The sequence below is a fragment of the Geojedonia litorea genome (genome assembly GCF_042654525.1).
In the GTDB taxonomy this organism is placed as follows: Bacteria; Bacteroidota; Bacteroidia; order Flavobacteriales; family Flavobacteriaceae; genus Geojedonia; species Geojedonia litorea.
In genome coordinates, this window is sequence record NZ_JBHSGP010000013.1 from 102,620 (window position 1) to 121,185 (window position 18,566).

The 18,566-nt window shown below is 34.4% G+C and carries 11 protein-coding genes; 2 read left to right on the forward strand and 9 right to left on the reverse strand.

Annotated features, from left to right (window positions below):
* Window positions 1-37 precede the first annotated feature (37 nt).
* A complete protein-coding gene (locus ACFO5O_RS07935) occupies window positions 38-2,143 on the reverse strand; it encodes a bifunctional aldolase/short-chain dehydrogenase (protein WP_387962597.1) in 2,106 nt (701 codons plus the stop codon).
* Between the two features lie 520 nt (window positions 2,144-2,663).
* Here ACFO5O_RS07935 and ACFO5O_RS07940 point away from each other — a divergent pair.
* Together ACFO5O_RS07940 and ACFO5O_RS07945 are read left to right on the forward strand one after the other, a co-directional pair.
* Window positions 2,664-3,710, forward strand: a complete 1,047-nt coding sequence (locus tag ACFO5O_RS07940) for a GntR family transcriptional regulator (protein ID WP_387962599.1) — start codon at window positions 2,664-2,666, stop codon at window positions 3,708-3,710.
* A 112-nt stretch (window positions 3,711-3,822) separates the two neighbouring features.
* On the forward strand, window positions 3,823-4,869 hold the full coding sequence (locus ACFO5O_RS07945; RefSeq protein WP_387962601.1) for a GntR family transcriptional regulator: 1,047 nt from the start codon (window positions 3,823-3,825) through the stop codon (window positions 4,867-4,869).
* Window positions 4,870-4,888: 19 nt separating this feature from the next.
* Here ACFO5O_RS07945 and ACFO5O_RS07950 read toward each other — a convergent pair whose 3' ends face one another.
* The 8 genes from ACFO5O_RS07950 to ACFO5O_RS07985 all read right to left on the reverse strand — a co-directional run bounded on the left by ACFO5O_RS07950 (window position 4,889) and on the right by ACFO5O_RS07985 (window position 18,447).
* Window positions 4,889-6,106: a lactonase family protein gene (locus ACFO5O_RS07950; RefSeq protein ID WP_387962603.1), complete on the reverse strand. Its 1,218-nt coding sequence runs from the start codon at window positions 6,104-6,106 to the stop codon at window positions 4,889-4,891.
* 123 nt (window positions 6,107-6,229) lie between these two features.
* Complete coding sequence (locus tag ACFO5O_RS07955; protein ID WP_387962604.1) at window positions 6,230-7,675, reverse strand: sulfatase family protein; 1,446 nt, start codon at window positions 7,673-7,675, stop codon at window positions 6,230-6,232.
* A gap of 11 nt (window positions 7,676-7,686) precedes the next feature.
* A complete protein-coding gene (locus ACFO5O_RS07960; protein ID WP_387962606.1) occupies window positions 7,687-9,114 on the reverse strand; it encodes a sulfatase in 1,428 nt (475 codons plus the stop codon).
* A gap of 11 nt (window positions 9,115-9,125) precedes the next feature.
* On the reverse strand, window positions 9,126-10,577 hold the full coding sequence (locus ACFO5O_RS07965; RefSeq protein WP_387962608.1) for a sulfatase family protein: 1,452 nt from the start codon (window positions 10,575-10,577) through the stop codon (window positions 9,126-9,128).
* A 41-nt stretch (window positions 10,578-10,618) separates the two neighbouring features.
* Complete coding sequence (locus tag ACFO5O_RS07970) at window positions 10,619-12,136, reverse strand: sulfatase (RefSeq protein WP_387962610.1); 1,518 nt, start codon at window positions 12,134-12,136, stop codon at window positions 10,619-10,621.
* Window positions 12,137-12,148: 12 nt separating this feature from the next.
* On the reverse strand, window positions 12,149-13,486 hold the full coding sequence (locus tag ACFO5O_RS07975; protein WP_387962612.1) for a sulfatase-like hydrolase/transferase: 1,338 nt from the start codon (window positions 13,484-13,486) through the stop codon (window positions 12,149-12,151).
* Between the two features lie 39 nt (window positions 13,487-13,525).
* Entirely contained in the window at window positions 13,526-14,953 is a 1,428-nt protein-coding gene (locus tag ACFO5O_RS07980) for a BNR-4 repeat-containing protein (protein ID WP_387962614.1), read from the reverse strand.
* 2 nt (window positions 14,954-14,955) lie between these two features.
* A complete protein-coding gene (locus tag ACFO5O_RS07985) occupies window positions 14,956-18,447 on the reverse strand; it encodes a glycosyl hydrolase (protein WP_387962615.1) in 3,492 nt (1,163 codons plus the stop codon).
* Between the last annotated feature and the right edge of the window lie 119 nt (window positions 18,448-18,566).

Here is an 18,566-nt window from a genome sequence, read left to right on the forward strand (position 1 = left end):
CTTCTACTAAACTAACTAATAATACCAAATAATTCTATTATCTTACAAATGCATTAGCCATACCGCCATCAACATTTATAATATTTCCTGTTGACTTATCGAGTATACCTACGAATGAAAATACACCATTCGCAATATCTTCTGGAGTGATGATTTCATGTAATAAATTCCTTTTTGCATAAAATACGGGTAATTCTTCAACTGTAATACCATTAGCTTTTGCTCTTCCTTCAGCCCAAGCACCTTCCCATATTTTACTACCTACAATAACACCATCTGGGTTAACGGTATTTACTCTTACTTTGTCTTTAGCTAATTCGGCAGCTAACAAACGTACCATATGTTGTTGCGCCGCTTTTGCTGTTCCGTAAGCTACATTATTAGGTCCTGCTACTAAACCATTTTTACTTGCAATGGCTATATAATCACCTCCTAATCTTTGTTTGCGAATAATTGCTGCAAATTGTTTTGCTAAATCGAACTGCCCTTTAACTAATATATTCTGTAATATATTCCAGTCTTTATCTGTTGTGTCTTCTAATGGTTTTGAAATGGCCAATCCTGCACTGTGTACAATAATATCAACTCCTCCAAATTCAAGAATTGCTTTCTTGTAGGCACTCTCAATGGATGCAGTACTTGTTACATCACAAACGGCATAAGTAGACACATCTCTTTTGTATGTTGCATTAGCTTCTATTAAAGCTTCTTCATTAATATCTGTTAAAACTACATTGGCTCCTTCTGCCGCCAGTTTATCAGCAATTGCTTTACCAATTCCTCCACCTGCTCCAGTAACAAAAGCTACCTTTCTAGACAATGGCTTTTCTTTTGGCATACGTTGTAACTTTGCCTCTTCTAATAACCAATATTCAATATCAAAAGCCTCCTGTCTCGGTAATGATGTGTATGCAGAAATTGCTTCAGCACCTCGCATAACGTTAATGGCATTTATATAAAATTCGCTTGCGACACGTGTAGTTTGCTTGTCTTTTGAAAAACTAAACATACCAACTCCTGGATAAATAATAATGACAGGGTTTGCATCACGAATGGATGGACTATTAACTTTTTTACATGTGTTATAATAATCTATATATTCTTGACGATAGGCTTCAAATGCTGGCTCTAATTTCTTTAAAATAGCATCAGCGTCTGATAAATCTTCATTTTTATCTAATTTTAATACTAGAGGTTGAATTTTGGTTCTTAAGAAATGATCTGGACAAGATGTACCCATAGGTGCCAATCTTTCTAAATCATTACTATTTATGTATTCCATAACAACGTCGGTGTCTGAAAAATGACCAATCATGCGTTTTTCAGAAGAACATAAGCCTCTTAATAATGGCATTAACTGCGTTGCTTTTTCTAAACGTTTTTCTTTTGGTAAACTTTCAACTTTTTGACCACCAAAAATAGATCCTCTTTCTTTGATTTTTTTGGCAATATACTTCGATGCCATTTCAATAACCTCTAGACTGTTGATATAACACTCATAAGAAGTGTCACCCCACGTAAATAAACCGTGACTTCCTAACACAATACCGCGTATACCTGGGTTATCAGCTAAACATTTTTCTAATTGTAACCCCAAATCGAAACCTGGCTTTTGCCAAGGCACCCATCCCATAGTATCTCCCCAAATTTCTTTTGTAACTAGTTCACTATCTTTGGCCGCAGCTACTGCAATTAATGCATCTGGGTGTAAATGATCTATATGTGCAAACGGTAACAGTCCGTGTAAGGGTGTATCAATAGAAGGTGCTTTACTATTTAAATCATAAATACAATGGTTAAAAAGCCCAACCATTCTATCCTCATCATGTAGCCCTTGATACACATTTTTTAAGTCTCTCAACCTTTTTGTATATAAACCCGCTATTCCAGAACGTGTTAAAGTACCAATATCCCCACCAGAACCTTTCACCCACATTACTTCAACCTCTTCGTTGGTTAAAGGGTCTGTTTCTATAGTTTTACAACTTGTATTACCCCCACCATAATTTGTAATTCTTAAATCTGCTCCTAAAATATTTGAACGATATAGAAATAATTCAACTTGATTGTCACCTAAGCTATCTGCTTTTTTATCATCCCAAAGATAATCTACGTATTTAAAATTTCTGGTTATGTTATCCATATTTCTGTTTAAAATAATTATTAATACCAAAATTAAGTAAGGGATAAATATTCTCTATCCTGTACTATACTGCTAAATCTGATATTGCTTTTAAAAATAGAAATTTTATTAAGTTCTATTGAAATATATTATTGTTAATCAAATACTTATTACCCTTATTATTACTATTTTTATACTACAAATAAGACTTTAAATTAAAGCATTATGACAGATAATTTATTATAAATGATAATAAGATTTGAATACTCGTCGAATGGACTTGTAATAGTATTTCTAAATGACTGAATATCAATATAGCTAATAATGAAGTTATATAGCTTTATTATTAGATGTTTTTATTAGTTCTGGCGAAATAAACATACAGAGTGGAGCACTAAAAAAATCAAATATTAATACAAATGAGATATTTACATTTAGCCCTTCGAGTCTTAAGGTAAGTTGCCTTCTTTTAAGGACGCCATCCAGTAGCATTTCTTACTATACAGGATAAAGTAAAGCAAGTGATAAATTTATTAAAATTATGGAATTACATAAATTTATTAAAATTGATGAAGATTCAAGAATCCCTAAGTATCAGCAAATTGTTGATTCTGTAATACAAAATATTTCTTTAGGTATTTATAAAATTGATCATAAAATACCTTCTATAAATTGCCTTAGTGAAGATTTGTACCTTTCAAGAGATACTGTTGAAAAAGCGTATAGCATACTCAAGAATCGCAAAATCATAGCATCCATTAGAGGTAAGGGATTTTACATTTCCCGAACTAAACTAATCAAGAAATTAAACATTTTGTTCCTTATTAATAAATTGAGTTGGTACAAAATGGAAATTTATCATTCGTTTTTAAATAGCATTGGTCCAAACGCATATATAGACTTACACATATATCATTGCGATGAATCTTTATTTTTAAATATACTGAATAAGCATGTGAAAGCGTTCGACTATTATGTAATTATGCCTCATTTTAAAACTGAAAATCTTCAGCATACATATGTTACAGAAGCTGTAACTGAAGCTCTAAATAAAATTCCAAAAACGAAGCTTGTTTTATTAGACCATGACCAAATTCCAATCGGAGATACTAATATTACTGTTTATCAAGATTTTGAAAAAGATATATATAATGCCCTGAAAAACGGTAGGAAAAAGATTATGAAGTACAAAAAAATAATTCTTATCTACCCGGAAAAAACTATTTATCCTTACCCCAAACAAATTAAACAGGGATTTATAAAATTTTGCGTTGAGAATCATTTAGACTTTGATGTTTTAAATCAGGTTTATAACGATATGGTTCTTTTAAAAGGCGATTTGTTTATTACAATTTTAGAGGATGATTTAGTCAATTTGATTGAGCAAATAAGACATAAAGAGTATGTTTTAGGAAGTGATATCGGTATTATTTCCTATAATGATACACCTTTAAAAGCTCTGCTTGGTATTACCGTTATTTCAACAGATTTTAGAATAATGGGCAAAACAGCATCTCACATGATTTTAAATAATGAAAAAGGCAAGTATAAAGTACCATTCAATTTTATTGAACGAAATTCAACATAACTAAACAATTAAACTAATTCCTATATATTAAAGTTAAATAGTAAATGGCATTTTAGCTTTTCTGATTTTAAATAAAAAAGTTTATATTCATGGATTAAATTAAACAAGCAACATGAATGTATTTAAATACATAAAGATTGATGAAAATTCTAGGGTTCCAAAATACCAGCAAATCATAGATTCCATAATTAACAATATTTCTTTAGGGAATTTAACCATGGATCAAAAAATTCCTTCAATTAATATGTTTAGTGAAGAGTTTTATTTATCAAGAGATACCGTTGAGAAGGCCTATAGTATTTTAAAGGAGCGAAACATTATTACATCTACTCGAGGTAAAGGCTACTATATTTCTAGAACCAAGTTAATTTCTAAAGTCAATATTTTATTTTTAATTAATAAATTAAGTTCTTATAAGTTGAGAACTTACAATCATTTTATAGATACTATTGGCGCAAATTCGCACACCGATTTACATATATATCATTGTGATGAAAGCTTGTTTTTAAATTTGTTAGATAAGAACAAATCAGCCTACGATTATTTTATTATTATGCCCCATTTTAAAACAGAAGAACTCAAACATGTGAGCTTTACAGATAATGTAATTAAAGCGATAAAAAAGATACCAAAAGATAAATTGGTTATTTTAGATAATATTAAACCAGAAGTTGAAGGGGATTTGATAGAAGTTTACCAAGATTTTGAAAACGACATCTATTTTGCCTTGAAAGAAGGATTACCAAAAATAAAAAAATATAAAAAAATCATGTTAATTTATCCTGAAAAAGCGGTATATCCATATCCTAGAAGGATTTTGCATGGCTTTAGAAAATTTTGTGTTGAACATAAACTGGATTTTGAAATTCTTGATAAAGTTTATGACGACATGATACTAAAAAAGGGAGATTTATTTATTACAATTGAAGAAGCAGACTTGGTTAATTTAGTAAAACAAGTAAGAGAAGATGAACATAAATTAGGAAGTGATATTGGCATTATTTCTTATAATGATACACCTCTAAAAGAGTTATTGGGTATAACCGTTATATCCACTGATTTTAAAGTGATGGGAGAAACAGCAGCACAAATGATTCTAAATAAATCAAAGGGCAAATTTAAAGTCCCTTTTAATTTTATTGAAAGAGAATCACTTTAAGCTACCCATTTACAATACATTATTCATCTTTATATGTTGCTATTTGAATACTAGCGGGCTGATTTACTAATATTTCCTTTGGGAGTTTTATTAATTTACCAGTATTAACCACTCTTTTAAAAATGGAAATATTATTAGAAAATTGGTTAGCAACGAATATAAAATTACCATCCCCCGATATAACAAAATTTCTTGGGTGTTTGCCATAAGTAGGTTCATAACCTACTAAATTTAACTTGCCATTATCTTCATTTATTGAAAAAATAGCAATACTATCTTCTTCTGGTCCACGATTAGAGGCATACAAAAATTTACCATCAGGCGAAATATGTATATCTGCTGCTCTGTAAATATCTTGTTTTTGCTCATACGACTGATAATCTTCGATAAATGTTAAATTACCATTACTGTATGCATATGCAGTAATTTTACCACTTAACTCTGCAATTCCGAAACCTAATTTTCCATTAGGATGAAAAGTGAAATGCCTTGGACCACTACCTGATTTAACCTTAATTTCATTTTTATTTTTAAGTATTGAATCCTTTTGGATTCTATTGAAGCTGAAACTTCTTATTTTATCCGAACCTAAGTCTTGGGCAAATAGAAACTTACCATCAGGTGAGAAGTTTGAGGAATGGATATGTGCACTTTCTTGCCTGCTTTCAATAATGCTACTATCCTTAAAACGAATAACTTGATTGTAAGAATTTAAATAGCCATTTTTATTAATTTTGAAAACACTTAAGCTTGGGTCTGAATAATTCGAATTCACAAGAAATTCACCTGTTTTATCTAATTCTAAATGTGCTGGGTTTCTTCCCCCAGAATCCTGTACATTTAGAAGTTTCAATTTATAATTCACAGAGTCTACCTCGAAAGCTGCAATCTTTCCATGGTAATCCATTTGACTATCAACTACCGAATATAGATACTTATTTTTTGGTGATAATTTAAGAAATGAGGTATTGATAATGCTGTCAAAAGTGAATTTTAATTGTGCCTCACCAGTTTGATTATTAAAATCATAAACATGAATGCCTTCACCTAGTTTTTTGTCGGTAAAACTCCCCACAAACAAAAGTGTTTTACTGCCCTGTTTGGCACAACTTAAAAAGAATCCTATAGAAAAAATAAGTGTTAAAAACCAAAACATGTATTTCTGTATGGATCTAACCAAAAAAGCATATTTGTTTAAATTAATGGATAAAAGATTGGTAAAAGGCTTTGTCTTCATTTGTATTTATAATTTTATCCCTAAAAACTAATGTTTGACCATTCACATTATTGGTAATCACCAAAAACAAAAAAACAAGCTTTAAAAGTTTAAATGTCATATTATAGTCTGGATATAGTTTAATCACTTAAACCATGCTGTGTTGTATATATTCCGCAGTCGTTCTAAATCATCTTTAAATTTAGGGTCAGTCGTAAAATGTGTCATCTCAAAAGGGTCTAGCTTCAAGTTTAACAACTGTTCTTCCACGCCTTCTAAATCGTAGCGCATATATTTTAAACCATTTTTATCAACAACCATTTTACCGATTTCACTTTCAACTCCAAGCGTTTCTCGCCATTCTACATCTTCGCCTTCAAAAAGCGGTTTTAAGCTTTTCCCTCGCACATCTGAAACTCCATCTATATTGGCATAATCGCACACTGTAGGAAGTAAGTCCAGTCCATTAGAAATCAAATCCACTTCGTTAACTCGACCTGCCGGAATATGGCCTTTCCACATCGCCATAAACGGAATGTTTGCAGATTCTTCATATAATGTTGATTTGTGCTCCATGCGATGACTCGCACTCATATCGCCATGATCGCTTGAAAAGATTACAAGTGTATTTTCTTCCTGACCGCTTGATTTTAAGGCATCCAAAAGCACCTGTACTTCGTTGTCCATGACCTCGGTCAAACGGTGGTAGGCATATCTATGATGCTTCCAATCATTTTCTGTGAAATGCTCTCTGGCGTTTTTACGAAAGGGTCTGGCATTTATTAATGCCTTAACCGCTAAAGGTTCATCAATTTGAGGTTCAAAATTTTTTGGTAACGGTGGACAATAATTCATATAAAAATCTTCTTCACTAACACCTTCAGGAATTTGCATGGCTTCGTCTAAAGTTGCAAGTTCTACTTTTGCTCGCTTTAGAAGTATGGAATCATTTTCGCTGGTAGCTTTTTTTCGCAAAGCCATATAGCAAATATCATGTGGATTTATTAATGAAACCACCATAAAATAAGGCTTTTCATGCTTTTCTTTAATGATATCTGCCGCTTTATTTACCAACTCGCTTCTTTCATCATCACTAAAATTATTAAAACCAAGTGCTTTAGGTGTTAATGACTCTGGTAAATGTTCTTTACCACCAAAGTACAACTCATAATTTGCTTTTTTTAGGTAAGATGCTATTGTCGTGTTTGTAACCTCTTGAGAAACTATGGGGATTTTCATTGACGCCATATTTTCCCGAACTTCTTTCCCTTTGTCATCCTTAAAATAACTTGGAAAGCGCCCTGTCATCATACTGACTCTTGCCGGCGAACATACAGGATTTGTAGTATAGGCTCTTGTAAAACGAATGCCGTTATTGGCAATATAATCCAATGCAGGTGTTTTTAAATAGGTATTACCAGCGCAACTCATCATATTAGCGCTCATTTGGTCTACATATATATAAATAATGTTAGGTTGGGTTTCTTTTTGGTCTACTTTATTTGTTTTATTCTGGCAACTTGTTGTTCCTAAAAAAAGGAATAAAAACACTGTAAGTAATTTGTAATTTGGATTTGTGAAAATTTTCATGGCTTAAACTTTTATTTTAAAAAATCCTTACCCCATTTTACACGAAGTTCTTTTGAAAGTGCTTCTACGGTATTTTTATAATCAGGTTTTTCAGCTAAATTATCAAGTTCCAACGGGTCAGTTTTATGATCAAACAACATACGAGCATAGGCCACCCCATTATCGTCTGTCCATTCTGTGTAAAATAAATTACCTTTAATTAAGGTTACCGCATCTTTGAATTTACTAACCGCCCAGTCTTTTTCTATTGTTTCACCATTTAAAAGAGGCACAAAACTTTGGCCTTCAAGGGCTTTTGGAGCTTCAACGCCTACAAGTTCTGCTATACTTGGGTAAATATCAATATATTCAGTAACTACATTTGTTATTTCTCCATTTGTTTTTCCTGGTACTTTTATTATTAATGGCGTTCTCAAAGCCGTTTCAAAAGTGGAATGCTTACACCATAACTGATGGTCGCCTAAATTCCAACCGTGGTCGCCCCATAAAACAACTATGGTATCGTCCTCTAGTTCTAATCGATTTAATTCCTCTAAAACCAAACCAATTTGCGCATCTACATAACTCACACAGGCGTAGTAACCATGAATGAGCTCTTTAGATAATTCGTCAGGTATATCGCCTTTTTTAGGGATATTCCCATAATTTCTTAACTCGCCAAAATTATGAAAAGCTTGTTTAGGTGTGCTTTCGGGCTGCAGATAACTTTTAGGAAGCTCAATTTTAGATCTGTCGTACAAATCCCAATATTTTTTGGGGGCATTGAATGGTAAATGCGGTTTCATAAATCCAATAGCTAAAAAGAAAGGTGTGTTTTTGTTTTTTAGCTTTTGTAAATCTGCTATTCCTTTTTGCGCTATTTTACCATCAAAGTATGCAGTATCATTAACCTCTGCCATTTCAAAAGCAGTAGCACCTGCAACCGCCAAATTAGCATTACCATTCTCTTTTATATTTTTTTCTAATTGATAATTTCGAATATTCCCTTCTGGAAACCAAATAGAATTCCAAGAAGAAGCATCATCCTCCACATTATGATAAATTTTACCATCAGCAATTGTGGTATAACCGTTTTGTTTTAAAAGTCTTGGTAAAGAAATGGCATCAGGAACATCCACATCGGCCCTGGTACTATAATCTATAAAACGATGTCTTGTGGGTCGCATTCCCGTTAATAGACTTGCCCTTGAAGCACCGCAAACTGGGATGTTGCAATACGCTCGATTAAAAATTAAACTCTCTCCAGCCAATTTATCGAGATTGGGTGATTGAATATGATTAGCACCATAAAAGTTGAGTTCAGGACGCAAATCGTCAACTGCAATAAACAATATGTTCATTGGTTTTTGTTCTAGTGAGTCTGTAGTTTTATCTTTTTCATTTTTACATGACATAAAAATGAAGGACAAACCAAATGCGCATGTGAAGAATTTATTCATTTTAATACGTTTTACCAATGTTCAATTACAATATAATCGCCCTTTTTTAATGTATTTTTTATCGAATCTGGGATTTTTCGTCTTGGTGTGTCTTGATCTAACTTAAATCCTTTATTCCCTTTTGGAGTGATAATGGGCATGTTACCCTGATCTTCATTTAAAATATCGCCTTGATCTTTCATCCAGATAAACATATCTTCAGCTAATTTTTCTTTTATAGTTTTATACTCTGGGTTTTTAGCTAAATTATGTTGTTCAAAAGGGTCGTTTTGCAAATCGTATAATTCCTCGAAAGGTTCGTCCTTAAATGCATTTGCTCCCCGTTTTATAAAATAATCGACATTAGGTTTACCTGTTAAATTATTTTCAACAACTTCCAGTGAATTAAAATTTCTAATATACTTATAGCGATTGTCGCGAATCATCCTTGAAGGAAATATTTCTGAATTCAAGATGTTTTGATTGGTTCTAACACCATAAACATAATCATGAATTGGAATATCCTTTCCTTTAAGCAATGGCAAAAAACTTTCACCATCCATATCATCTGTGGTATGTCCGCCGGCAATATCCATAAAAGTGGGAAGCACATCGGTGTAATGAATTAATTGACTCGATTTAGTATCCGGTTTTATTATTTTTGGCCAGCGTACCACAAATGGTACTTTTAAACTAACATCTTTAACATCAAACTTTCCAGAAACTCCATGATCGGCACTGTAAATAAACAGGGTGTTATGCGTATCTAAATGCAAATCAATTAAATTTAATACGTCTTCTAATTGTTTGTTATCTTCCTCAATACTTCTGTAGTAACCTGCTTTACTTTTAATGAAAACCGTGTCACCTTTTTTAACTGAATTGAATGGATAGGTCTTTATGTCCTCTGCTTTAGGGTTATCAACTTTAAAATATTCAGCATGTGGATAATACGACGCTATTAGCATCACAAATGGTTTTTTGGCGGTTTTAAAATAATTTTCAATACTGTCTAATGGAATATAAGGTCGAGGGCCATCTTCTTTTTCTACTGCATGCCATTCTTTATCCCATGGAAATACTTTTGAAGGATTCACATGACTTTTGCCAGCAAGTACCACTTCATAACCTAACTTTTGCATATGCCGTACCATGCTTTGGATATCAGGTTTTACACTTGTATGATTTGCAAAACAGCCATTTTTCAATGGGTATTTCCCCGTAAGTAATTGCGACCTGCTTGGAGCACAAATAGCTTGACCTGTAAATGCATTTTGAAACAACATACCTTCTTTTGCTAAACGGTCAACTGCTGGTGTTTTTACCTTTTCATTGCCGTAGCAGCCATAATCATATACATCTTGGTCGTCTGCCAAATAGAAAATGATATTGGGCTTTGGCTTTTCTTCTTTTTTTAATTGAGAGCAAGCTAAAAAAGGGGTCATTAACAAACTGAATATTGCAATTTTTGAAAATATCTTCATATGGATTTCATTTTATTATATTTTTTTTCTGAAACATAAATTTATCTTTCAGCACCAATTATTTTTACAGCCTTGACAGCTTCGCCGTTTACACGAGCTTTCTGCTCTACAAAATAAGGTTGAAAGGTATAGTTTGATTCTGAATCCCATTTTGAGTTTACTTTTGGCAAGTATTCTTTCAGCTCCTTTATTTTTTCTTTATACTTAGGGTTATGGGCTTCGTTATACCATTCATTCGGGTCTGAGGTATGGTCGTAAAATTCTTCTGTACCATCTTCATATTGAATGTATCTGTAGCCATCAACTTTAACGGCATGATTATTCATTCCAAAAGTAGTTATGGCAAGGGCATTTTTTACACCTTCATTATTTTGCATCATTCCAACTAAACTATTCCCTTCATTTCGGATATAAGCAGGCAATCCACTTAATTCCAAAAGTGTTGGGTAAATGGACAACATTTCAACGGGCGTATCTATTTTTTTACCTTTTGGCAAATTTGGGCCAGCAAACATTAAAGGTGCTTTGGTGGCTGTTTCCCAAAGGGCATGTTTGGCAAATGTGCCTTTTTCTCCTAAACGATATCCATGGTCTGACCATAAAACTATGATCGTATTATTGGCATACTTACTATTTTCCAAGGCATCCAACACGCGCCCTAATTCGTAATCTACAAAACTCATGCAAGCCAAATACGCTTGAACTATTTTTTTCCACTCGCCATTTTCTATCGCCCATTCTGTAGAAGGCATCATAGGCAAATCGTTTATTTGCTTACCGACAGACGGAATATCATTTAAATCATCAGCTAAATACGGTGGTGTTTGTATGCTATCCAACGGATGCATATCAAACCATTTTTGCGGTACATACAACGGTACGTGAACTCGTAAAAATCCAAGTCCCATAAAAAATGGTTTATCATAATCTCTATTTAAGCGCTCAACCACCCAATTCACCGATTGGTGATCGGGCATTAAGGAAACGTCTTCGGGAAAAGGGCCCCAGTCAGTGCTTGTTCTTCCATGTTTTTCTTTTACCCCTTTTCCAAAACCATCCCAAACAAAACGTTTTTCCGGATAAGGCCCAAAGCCTATTACTCGACCTCCAGACTCATCAAACATACCTTCTGGTACATGAATATGAAACAGTTTGCCAATACCCATTGTATGATACCCATTTTCCTTAAAATACTCTGGTAAAAATGTAATGTCTTTGGTAGCAGGGTTGTCTTCTCTACGAATTTTATTATCGGGCGTCATTCCATAGATTCCTGTTGTTGAAGGGCGCAATCCCGACATTATAGAAGCTCTAGATGGTCCACATAAAGGTGCTTGCACATGGGCATTTGTAAACGTTACGCCCATAGCAGCTAATCTATCAAAATTAGGTGTTTTTGCGTTTGAAAACCCATCAATGGGTGTTATCCAATTGTTTAAATCATCAACTGCAATAAATAAGATATTGGGTTTAGTTGCATCTTCTATATAATCAACCGTTTTTCCATTTTTACATGAAAAAATAAATGGCACTAATATTATGAAAAGAATATATTTCATAATTCTTATTTGCTACTCTGCTCTGAATGCATTGATTTTTTCCTTCAATTTTTCAACTATTTTAAGGTTGCTTTCTGCAATATTGTTTTCCTCAAAAGGGTCTTTATCTATGTTGAATAATTGGATGTTTTCTTCCGCCTTTCTAACTGGGTCTGGGACAATCAACTTATAAGGTGGTGCAATGACGATATTGTAAAACATGCTAGATTCTACAGTATCAAAATCGTGCGCATAAATCTCACCGAAAATAGCATCACGACCCTCTAAAGCAATTTCATTTAAAACACTTATTCCTGGCAAGTTTTTAGGTTTATCGATATCTAAAACATCTAAAACTGTCGGTAACATATCGATACTGCTTACCACGGTTGTTGTATCCATTTTGGGTTTTATTTGTCCTATCCATTTGTACATAATTGGTGTGCGCATCCCTAAATCGTAAGGTGATCGTTTTGATATTTTATCGTAACTGGAGTCGTTTAAATTTTGTACCCACCCATTGTCGCATACGTAAACAAATAAAGTGTTTTCTGTTTGACCTCTTTCTTCAATAATATCAAATAACTCACCGCAGGTTTCATCAAACCATTCACACATCGCCCAATATTTAGCTACATGTTCTGTTGGTGCTTTGGGCAAATATTTATTCAACAAACGTTGTGGCGGATTATGAGGTGCATGTGGTAAAAACGGCGCATACCATAAAAAGAATGGTTTTTTTTCTTTAATTGCTAAATCTACATAGCTTGATAAGGTATCCATACCTTTTCGGCCAATTTCCAACCCATAATCGCCGTGGCGACCACCACGTTTGGGGTCTCCATGTGTCATTCCATAATCAAAACCGCCATTTTCATGATTTCCTATCCACCATTTTCCTGTTTGGAAGGATAAATAGCCTTTATCTCTTAACATGTCTGGTAAGGTCTTTAAACCCTTAAAATGTTCGATAACAGACTCGTAATTTTTTGCCCTCCACTCCTTTTTATTTTCTCTTTTATCGCCGGGAAGCACTCTATCATTCCCTAAAACTTTATGGTCTTTGGGGTACAGCCCTGTAATGATGGTTGCTAATGAAGGCGAGCATAAGGAAGTTGGCACATAGCCTCTGGTAAAGGTTAAACTTTCTGAAGCAAACTGGTCTAACCGTGGGGTTTCAATATTTTTATCTCCCATAAAACCATAATCGGTCCATGACTGATCATCAGATAATATGAATACAATATTTGGTTGCGGTTCTACTACCTTATCATCTTCTATTTTAGCTTGAGCTTTATTTGATTTATTTCCACAAGAAAAGCAAATAGCTATAAGCATTATTAAATAGCTTATTTTGTTTAATTTCTTCATTGCTCTTAATTTATTTGATTTATAATTTATTATTCGATATCATTCTTCATGTTTTAGCACCTGTGCTTCATTTTTATTACGCATCACTGCACCATTATCTCCCAAAAGATACATTTTTCTAAAATCAGAGCCTTCTTCTTTTTCGCCCACAATCATTCTAGCATCTGGGTGCGGAATATCAATGAGTGAGGAAATGACAAATCCAGAATTTTTTCGACTCAAAAAAACGTTGTTCTTTTTAAACGTTTTTCCGCCATCAAAACTATCCCATCGGCTTATTTCTCCTACATCTTCTTGAGTTTGACTTTCTAAATATAAACTTACTTCAGTATCAGATTTTACCTCAACATCTGCATCACCTTTAGGTAGATTAGAAGTATCACTTTTTAACCATTCTTCCCCATTCCAACTAAAATGCTGTAAGCGTTTAGGGCCACTTCTGTTTGCTCCTACGTCTGGACCAACCATAACACCAACATGCGGATTCCCATTTGGACTTACATCTGCTATAGCTTGAAATGTCCAATCATCAGCTATTTGGCTTACCAAGGTTTTTTCGTCTGCCAATTCCTTGGTTAAAGGCATTTCTAACGGTTCATTTTTAACATTTTTCCACACTTTTGTTTTGGTATTAAACACCATATAATACACATTGTGTCTTTCTGGTATGTGACCTCGAGCGTCTTGAGCGTTTTTGTTGTCTCTACAGATATGGTAATCGAACGCTACAATAATATCGTCTCCATTACCTTTGCTTATCCAAGGATACCAAGAATCTTCAGCCAATATATCTGTTCTGCGTTTGTGTTTTAAAAATGAAATAGGCTCACCAAAAGTAACACCATTGTCGGTTGATTTTTGATACACCCAATTACTTCTATGTGCTCCGTGACGATAAAATAAATACATATCGCCATTATCCATTTTTACAAACTGACTGTAGGTGCCAAATACTGAAATATTATCGAGTGTTTCCCATTCAGAAATATCTAAAGGTTTTTTAGAAACTGCATGCAAGTTTTTACCATAATGGTGATTGCCCAAAGGATTATTACCATCTAAAGGTGTCCCACCATGACCTCCAAAAGCAATATGAATATAGTCAGCATCATCAATAAGAATGGCCGGCTTACCGTGATTGTCTATCCGTCTTTTACGGTTTGGGTCTTTACCCATTGTACTAACACCCGCTTTAAATGGGCCTTTCCATTCTTTAGTTTTATGATTATATGAAGCTACATAAGGGTCTTCTAAAGCACCTTGGTAAGCCACATAAGTAATGCCTTTGTGGTAAATACCAGATGGATGTTGCACAATTGCCACCGCATTTCCAAAGCCATTATTGGCAAAATAGTCAACCATTTCATTTTCTTCTGAGGTTGCTTTGGCATCTCTGGTTTTTGATGCACATCCTAAAAAACAAAAACAAATCAAAAATATTTTTAAAAAGTATTTATTCAATTCCATTTTTAAAGTTTGATATTTTTATAAAATTGAATCTTTACAGGCCCCAAAAGTCCGGAAGTTTTGAGTTCATCATCTTCGTTCCAATGTTTCCATGATGTGAACGTAGTTCTTTCGCTTGGTCGCTTGGTATTATTTACCAACCATTCAGGTAGATTATTTATTTTATCGCCCGTACGTTCAAAATCCAATGGCAATTGTTCGTCACCTATTAATCTGTTTGGCCATAGGTTGGTTACTTTTACTTCAAGGGTGTTTTTACCAGATTTCACATATTTTGTAATATCCAATCTAAAAGGGGATTTCCAGAGCGTACCCACATGTTTTCCATTTATTATCACAACAGCGATAACAGCTACGCTACCTAAATCGAGTTCTAATTTGTTATCAGACTTCAATAGTTTTTTGGATAACTGAAAGGTTTTATGATAGCTCGCTGTTCCTGAAAAATGCCGAATACCCTCATTTTCAACTGTTGTCCAAGAACTTAATTTATTAAACGTGACTTTATTTTGCGCAACTAAATCTGACGGAAATTTTACATCCCAAGCTCCCGAAAGCAAGATAGGTTGAGGCATAGATTTGAATGTGGTTGTCATAATTTTTCCCGATGCATTTTTATAAGTAAGCTCTCCAGGATATGGGGTTACCCACTGTGCTTCTCCATCGTTTAAAACAATTTCTGGTTTGCTAGTATCTTTTGAAAGATTTAACAGTCTCCCATTGGGAACAAAAAGTGTTTGTGCTTCACCATCGGTGGTAAATGTTATTTTTATCGTGGTGTTATCGCCTTCAGGAGTCTTTCCTCCTATCAATTGATTGTTTACTGAAATCACGAAATTACCTGATGCTATTTCCTGTTTGATTTTTTCGGTAACATCATGAACGGGATAATGTTTAGGTACTCCTTTGGTTTCTGGTTTAAATTTTCCAAAAACCGCTTTTAACACTGTTAACTTTTTGTCGCCTGCATTAATATTTATAAACTCTTTTTCCTGTACAGATAGTGTCTTTATCTCTTCGCCAATTTGGTATTCCATTCTAAATTCCTTTACATAGCCCATGGCTGGGTCGCAATCGCAAAAATGTCGACTGGCTTGAAAATACAATTGATTATCTTTTACCTCGGCAGCAACTTTATCTGTAATATCGACCAAACCTTCTTGAAGGAAAGTTCCATACTCTGCTTTAATAATTTTTAAATTTGAGAGCGGCTCTGGTTTTGGGTTTTCCACCGATATTAGAGCAGAAACCAACTGAGTTTGTTCTTTGGTAGTCCTTTTAAAAACTACAAAAATGGCTTCTTCCATGCCTAATTGCAGCGGTAAACTTGTGGTGCCATCTGCATAATTTTCCCAAACGGCAGGCATTTTAATAGTACCCGTTTCTGCTTGCCATATTTCAGGTTGCTTATCGGATACTCTAAAACGAACTTTTATTTGACGACTTTCTTTTCTGGCATTAGCGATGAAATAAATATCGGCTTCGTCGCTTTTTCTGTGGATAAAGCTGATATCGGAAACATCTTCACTTTCAATTTTAAAATCAGCAGTCATACCTTTATCCTTTAAATAATCAACTATCGAAACATCCTTCACCAAGCCTTTATTCCAAAGGGAATCACTCATTCTTTTCACGTCCTCATCACAAGATGGATAATGTTTTAAACTCGGCGACTTTTTAGGTTTGGCGCCAATTACTTTAGCCCCTCCTTTTACCAATTCTTCAATTTTAATAAGTGTTTCTGGTTTTATCCAATCCGATTCCGGTAACATTAACACTTCGTATTGTCCGCCCACAGGGGTACATATTTTTCCATTTTTCACAAATAAATCTGACAATTTATTCGACCCAATTAAATCGTAATCATATCCTAAATGTTTTATTTCGGGCAACAAAAAAGCGGTATTGGGTGAAGACTCGCCAGTAAACACCAACACATCGGCAACGTTCTTACCTTGCTGAAGCATAAACTGCGAACGTGCGATGTAATCCATAAAAGTTTTTCCTTGACCCCACCACGTATTGAGGCGATTAAAATCGGTACCATGATAGCTCAAAGCTAAACCTGGAGCCACATCCCACGGTTGGTGCACGTAGGTGTGAAAAATAAATCGGGTAATGCCTTCGGCCCATGCTCTATCGCCAATAGATTTAAGTTGCGCAGGATGCTCATCCCAACCGCCAATACCCGTAAAGGATTCGGCCCCTACGATGGAACTTCCATTTAAATGCGCGATAGAAGACACAAATTTAGGCGAATCGAAAAACGGATAACCACCGCTCCAAAACTCACACATAACAATATCGCCTGTAGCCCCTACTTGCATATTATCAAAAGGGCCCCAATAGGGTTCAACTGAAAATTTTAAGCCGTTTTTATGGCATAAATCCCTAAAATGAGCATAATAGTTTTTTGCCATTAAATCGCCTATGGTTCTACGGAAATCCCAAAGGAATCGCTCTGAAACTTCACCACTTTCCACATAATAACCCGCTAAAGTTGGCAAATATGGGAACAAACTGTAGTCTCTTAATTTTTCAAATTCAGTGTCAAATCCTGTTGTCCAATTGGCTGTTCCAACTTCATAACTATCTATTAAACAATTATTAACCGTAGTACCGACTAAATCACCTAACTTGTTAAGAATGGGTTGAATACCACCTTCCCAATATACATCCACAGCTTTTGTACTCATTTTATCCACTTCCAATCCATGGCCACCTTCCGGTGAAGGATGATTTTTTTTACCTGTTGGGGTATGACCTAATCTAAGAATCACCCATTCGCCTTTGGGTGCTTTCCATTCAAGTAGTCCTTCTTCATTTAAATTTGATGTGATGTCAATAATTTCATGTTTATGAAGGACGGCTTCAGAAGGAATATTTTTTGTATCTGGCAATAAATGATTACGAATACGACCAGATAAACTTTTAAAATCTAAATCGTCAACTTTTACCATTTGCTTTGGTTTGGGGAACGCCACAACTGCGATATCTTTGTAATAGTTTAATTTGGATTCGGGTTGTGGCAACTGTTTTTTAATAGTTTTACCACCTTCAACTATGGTTTCGCTAAACACAACGGTTTGCATCGCATATTCAGGGCTTATCCAAGGCCCTCCAGACGAGGACCAACCGGCTGTGTTATGGAATGTAAGCTCTAAACCTAAACGCTCCGCTTCCTGCGCAGAGAAGTAAAATAAATCCAACCATTCTTCACTTAAATATTCTACTGGGCCAGCCGGAAAACCTAAATCGACATTAAACAATTGCGCCTCTTGAATGCCCACTTGTTTCATGGCTTCTAAATCTTTGGTAATTCCAGTCCTAGTAACGTTTCCACTAATCCAATGCCACCAAGTTCTTGCTTTGGCTTCGTTTGGTGGTGTATTGAAACCAGATTCCAACGTATTTTTAACCACTGCTTGATTTTGAGCAAAAGTTGAAATAGTGATAAGGTATAAACCTACTATATATTTTAATAATTTACTCATTTTTTTATTCGGTGGTTTATTCAAAGTCTATTCTGGTTTTTATACAGTTCCTTAACACTTCTAAATGATATCGGTTAATCTTTGTTACAACTAAACATTATTAACAAAATATTTATTAC

What these genes read in the sequence shown, in the direction of transcription:
- ACFO5O_RS07955 (WP_387962604.1), bottom strand. Translation starts at nt 7,675, where the DNA reads ATGAAAATTTTCACAAATCCAAATTACAAATTACTTACAGTGTTTTTA.
- ACFO5O_RS07975 (WP_387962612.1), bottom strand. Translation starts at nt 13,486, where the DNA reads ATGAAGAAATTAAACAAAATAAGCTATTTAATAATGCTTATAGCTATT.
- ACFO5O_RS07945 (WP_387962601.1), top strand. Translation starts at nt 3,823, where the DNA reads ATGAATGTATTTAAATACATAAAGATTGATGAAAATTCTAGGGTTCCA.
- ACFO5O_RS07935 (WP_387962597.1), bottom strand. Translation starts at nt 2,143, where the DNA reads ATGGATAACATAACCAGAAATTTTAAATACGTAGATTATCTTTGGGAT.
- ACFO5O_RS07985 (WP_387962615.1), bottom strand. Translation starts at nt 18,447, where the DNA reads ATGAGTAAATTATTAAAATATATAGTAGGTTTATACCTTATCACTATT.
- ACFO5O_RS07980 (WP_387962614.1), bottom strand. Translation starts at nt 14,953, where the DNA reads ATGGAATTGAATAAATACTTTTTAAAAATATTTTTGATTTGTTTTTGT.
- ACFO5O_RS07970 (WP_387962610.1), bottom strand. Translation starts at nt 12,136, where the DNA reads ATGAAATATATTCTTTTCATAATATTAGTGCCATTTATTTTTTCATGT.
- ACFO5O_RS07965 (WP_387962608.1), bottom strand. Translation starts at nt 10,577, where the DNA reads ATGAAGATATTTTCAAAAATTGCAATATTCAGTTTGTTAATGACCCCT.
- ACFO5O_RS07960 (WP_387962606.1), bottom strand. Translation starts at nt 9,114, where the DNA reads ATGAATAAATTCTTCACATGCGCATTTGGTTTGTCCTTCATTTTTATG.
- ACFO5O_RS07950 (WP_387962603.1), bottom strand. Translation starts at nt 6,106, where the DNA reads ATGAAGACAAAGCCTTTTACCAATCTTTTATCCATTAATTTAAACAAA.
- ACFO5O_RS07940 (WP_387962599.1), top strand. Translation starts at nt 2,664, where the DNA reads ATGGAATTACATAAATTTATTAAAATTGATGAAGATTCAAGAATCCCT.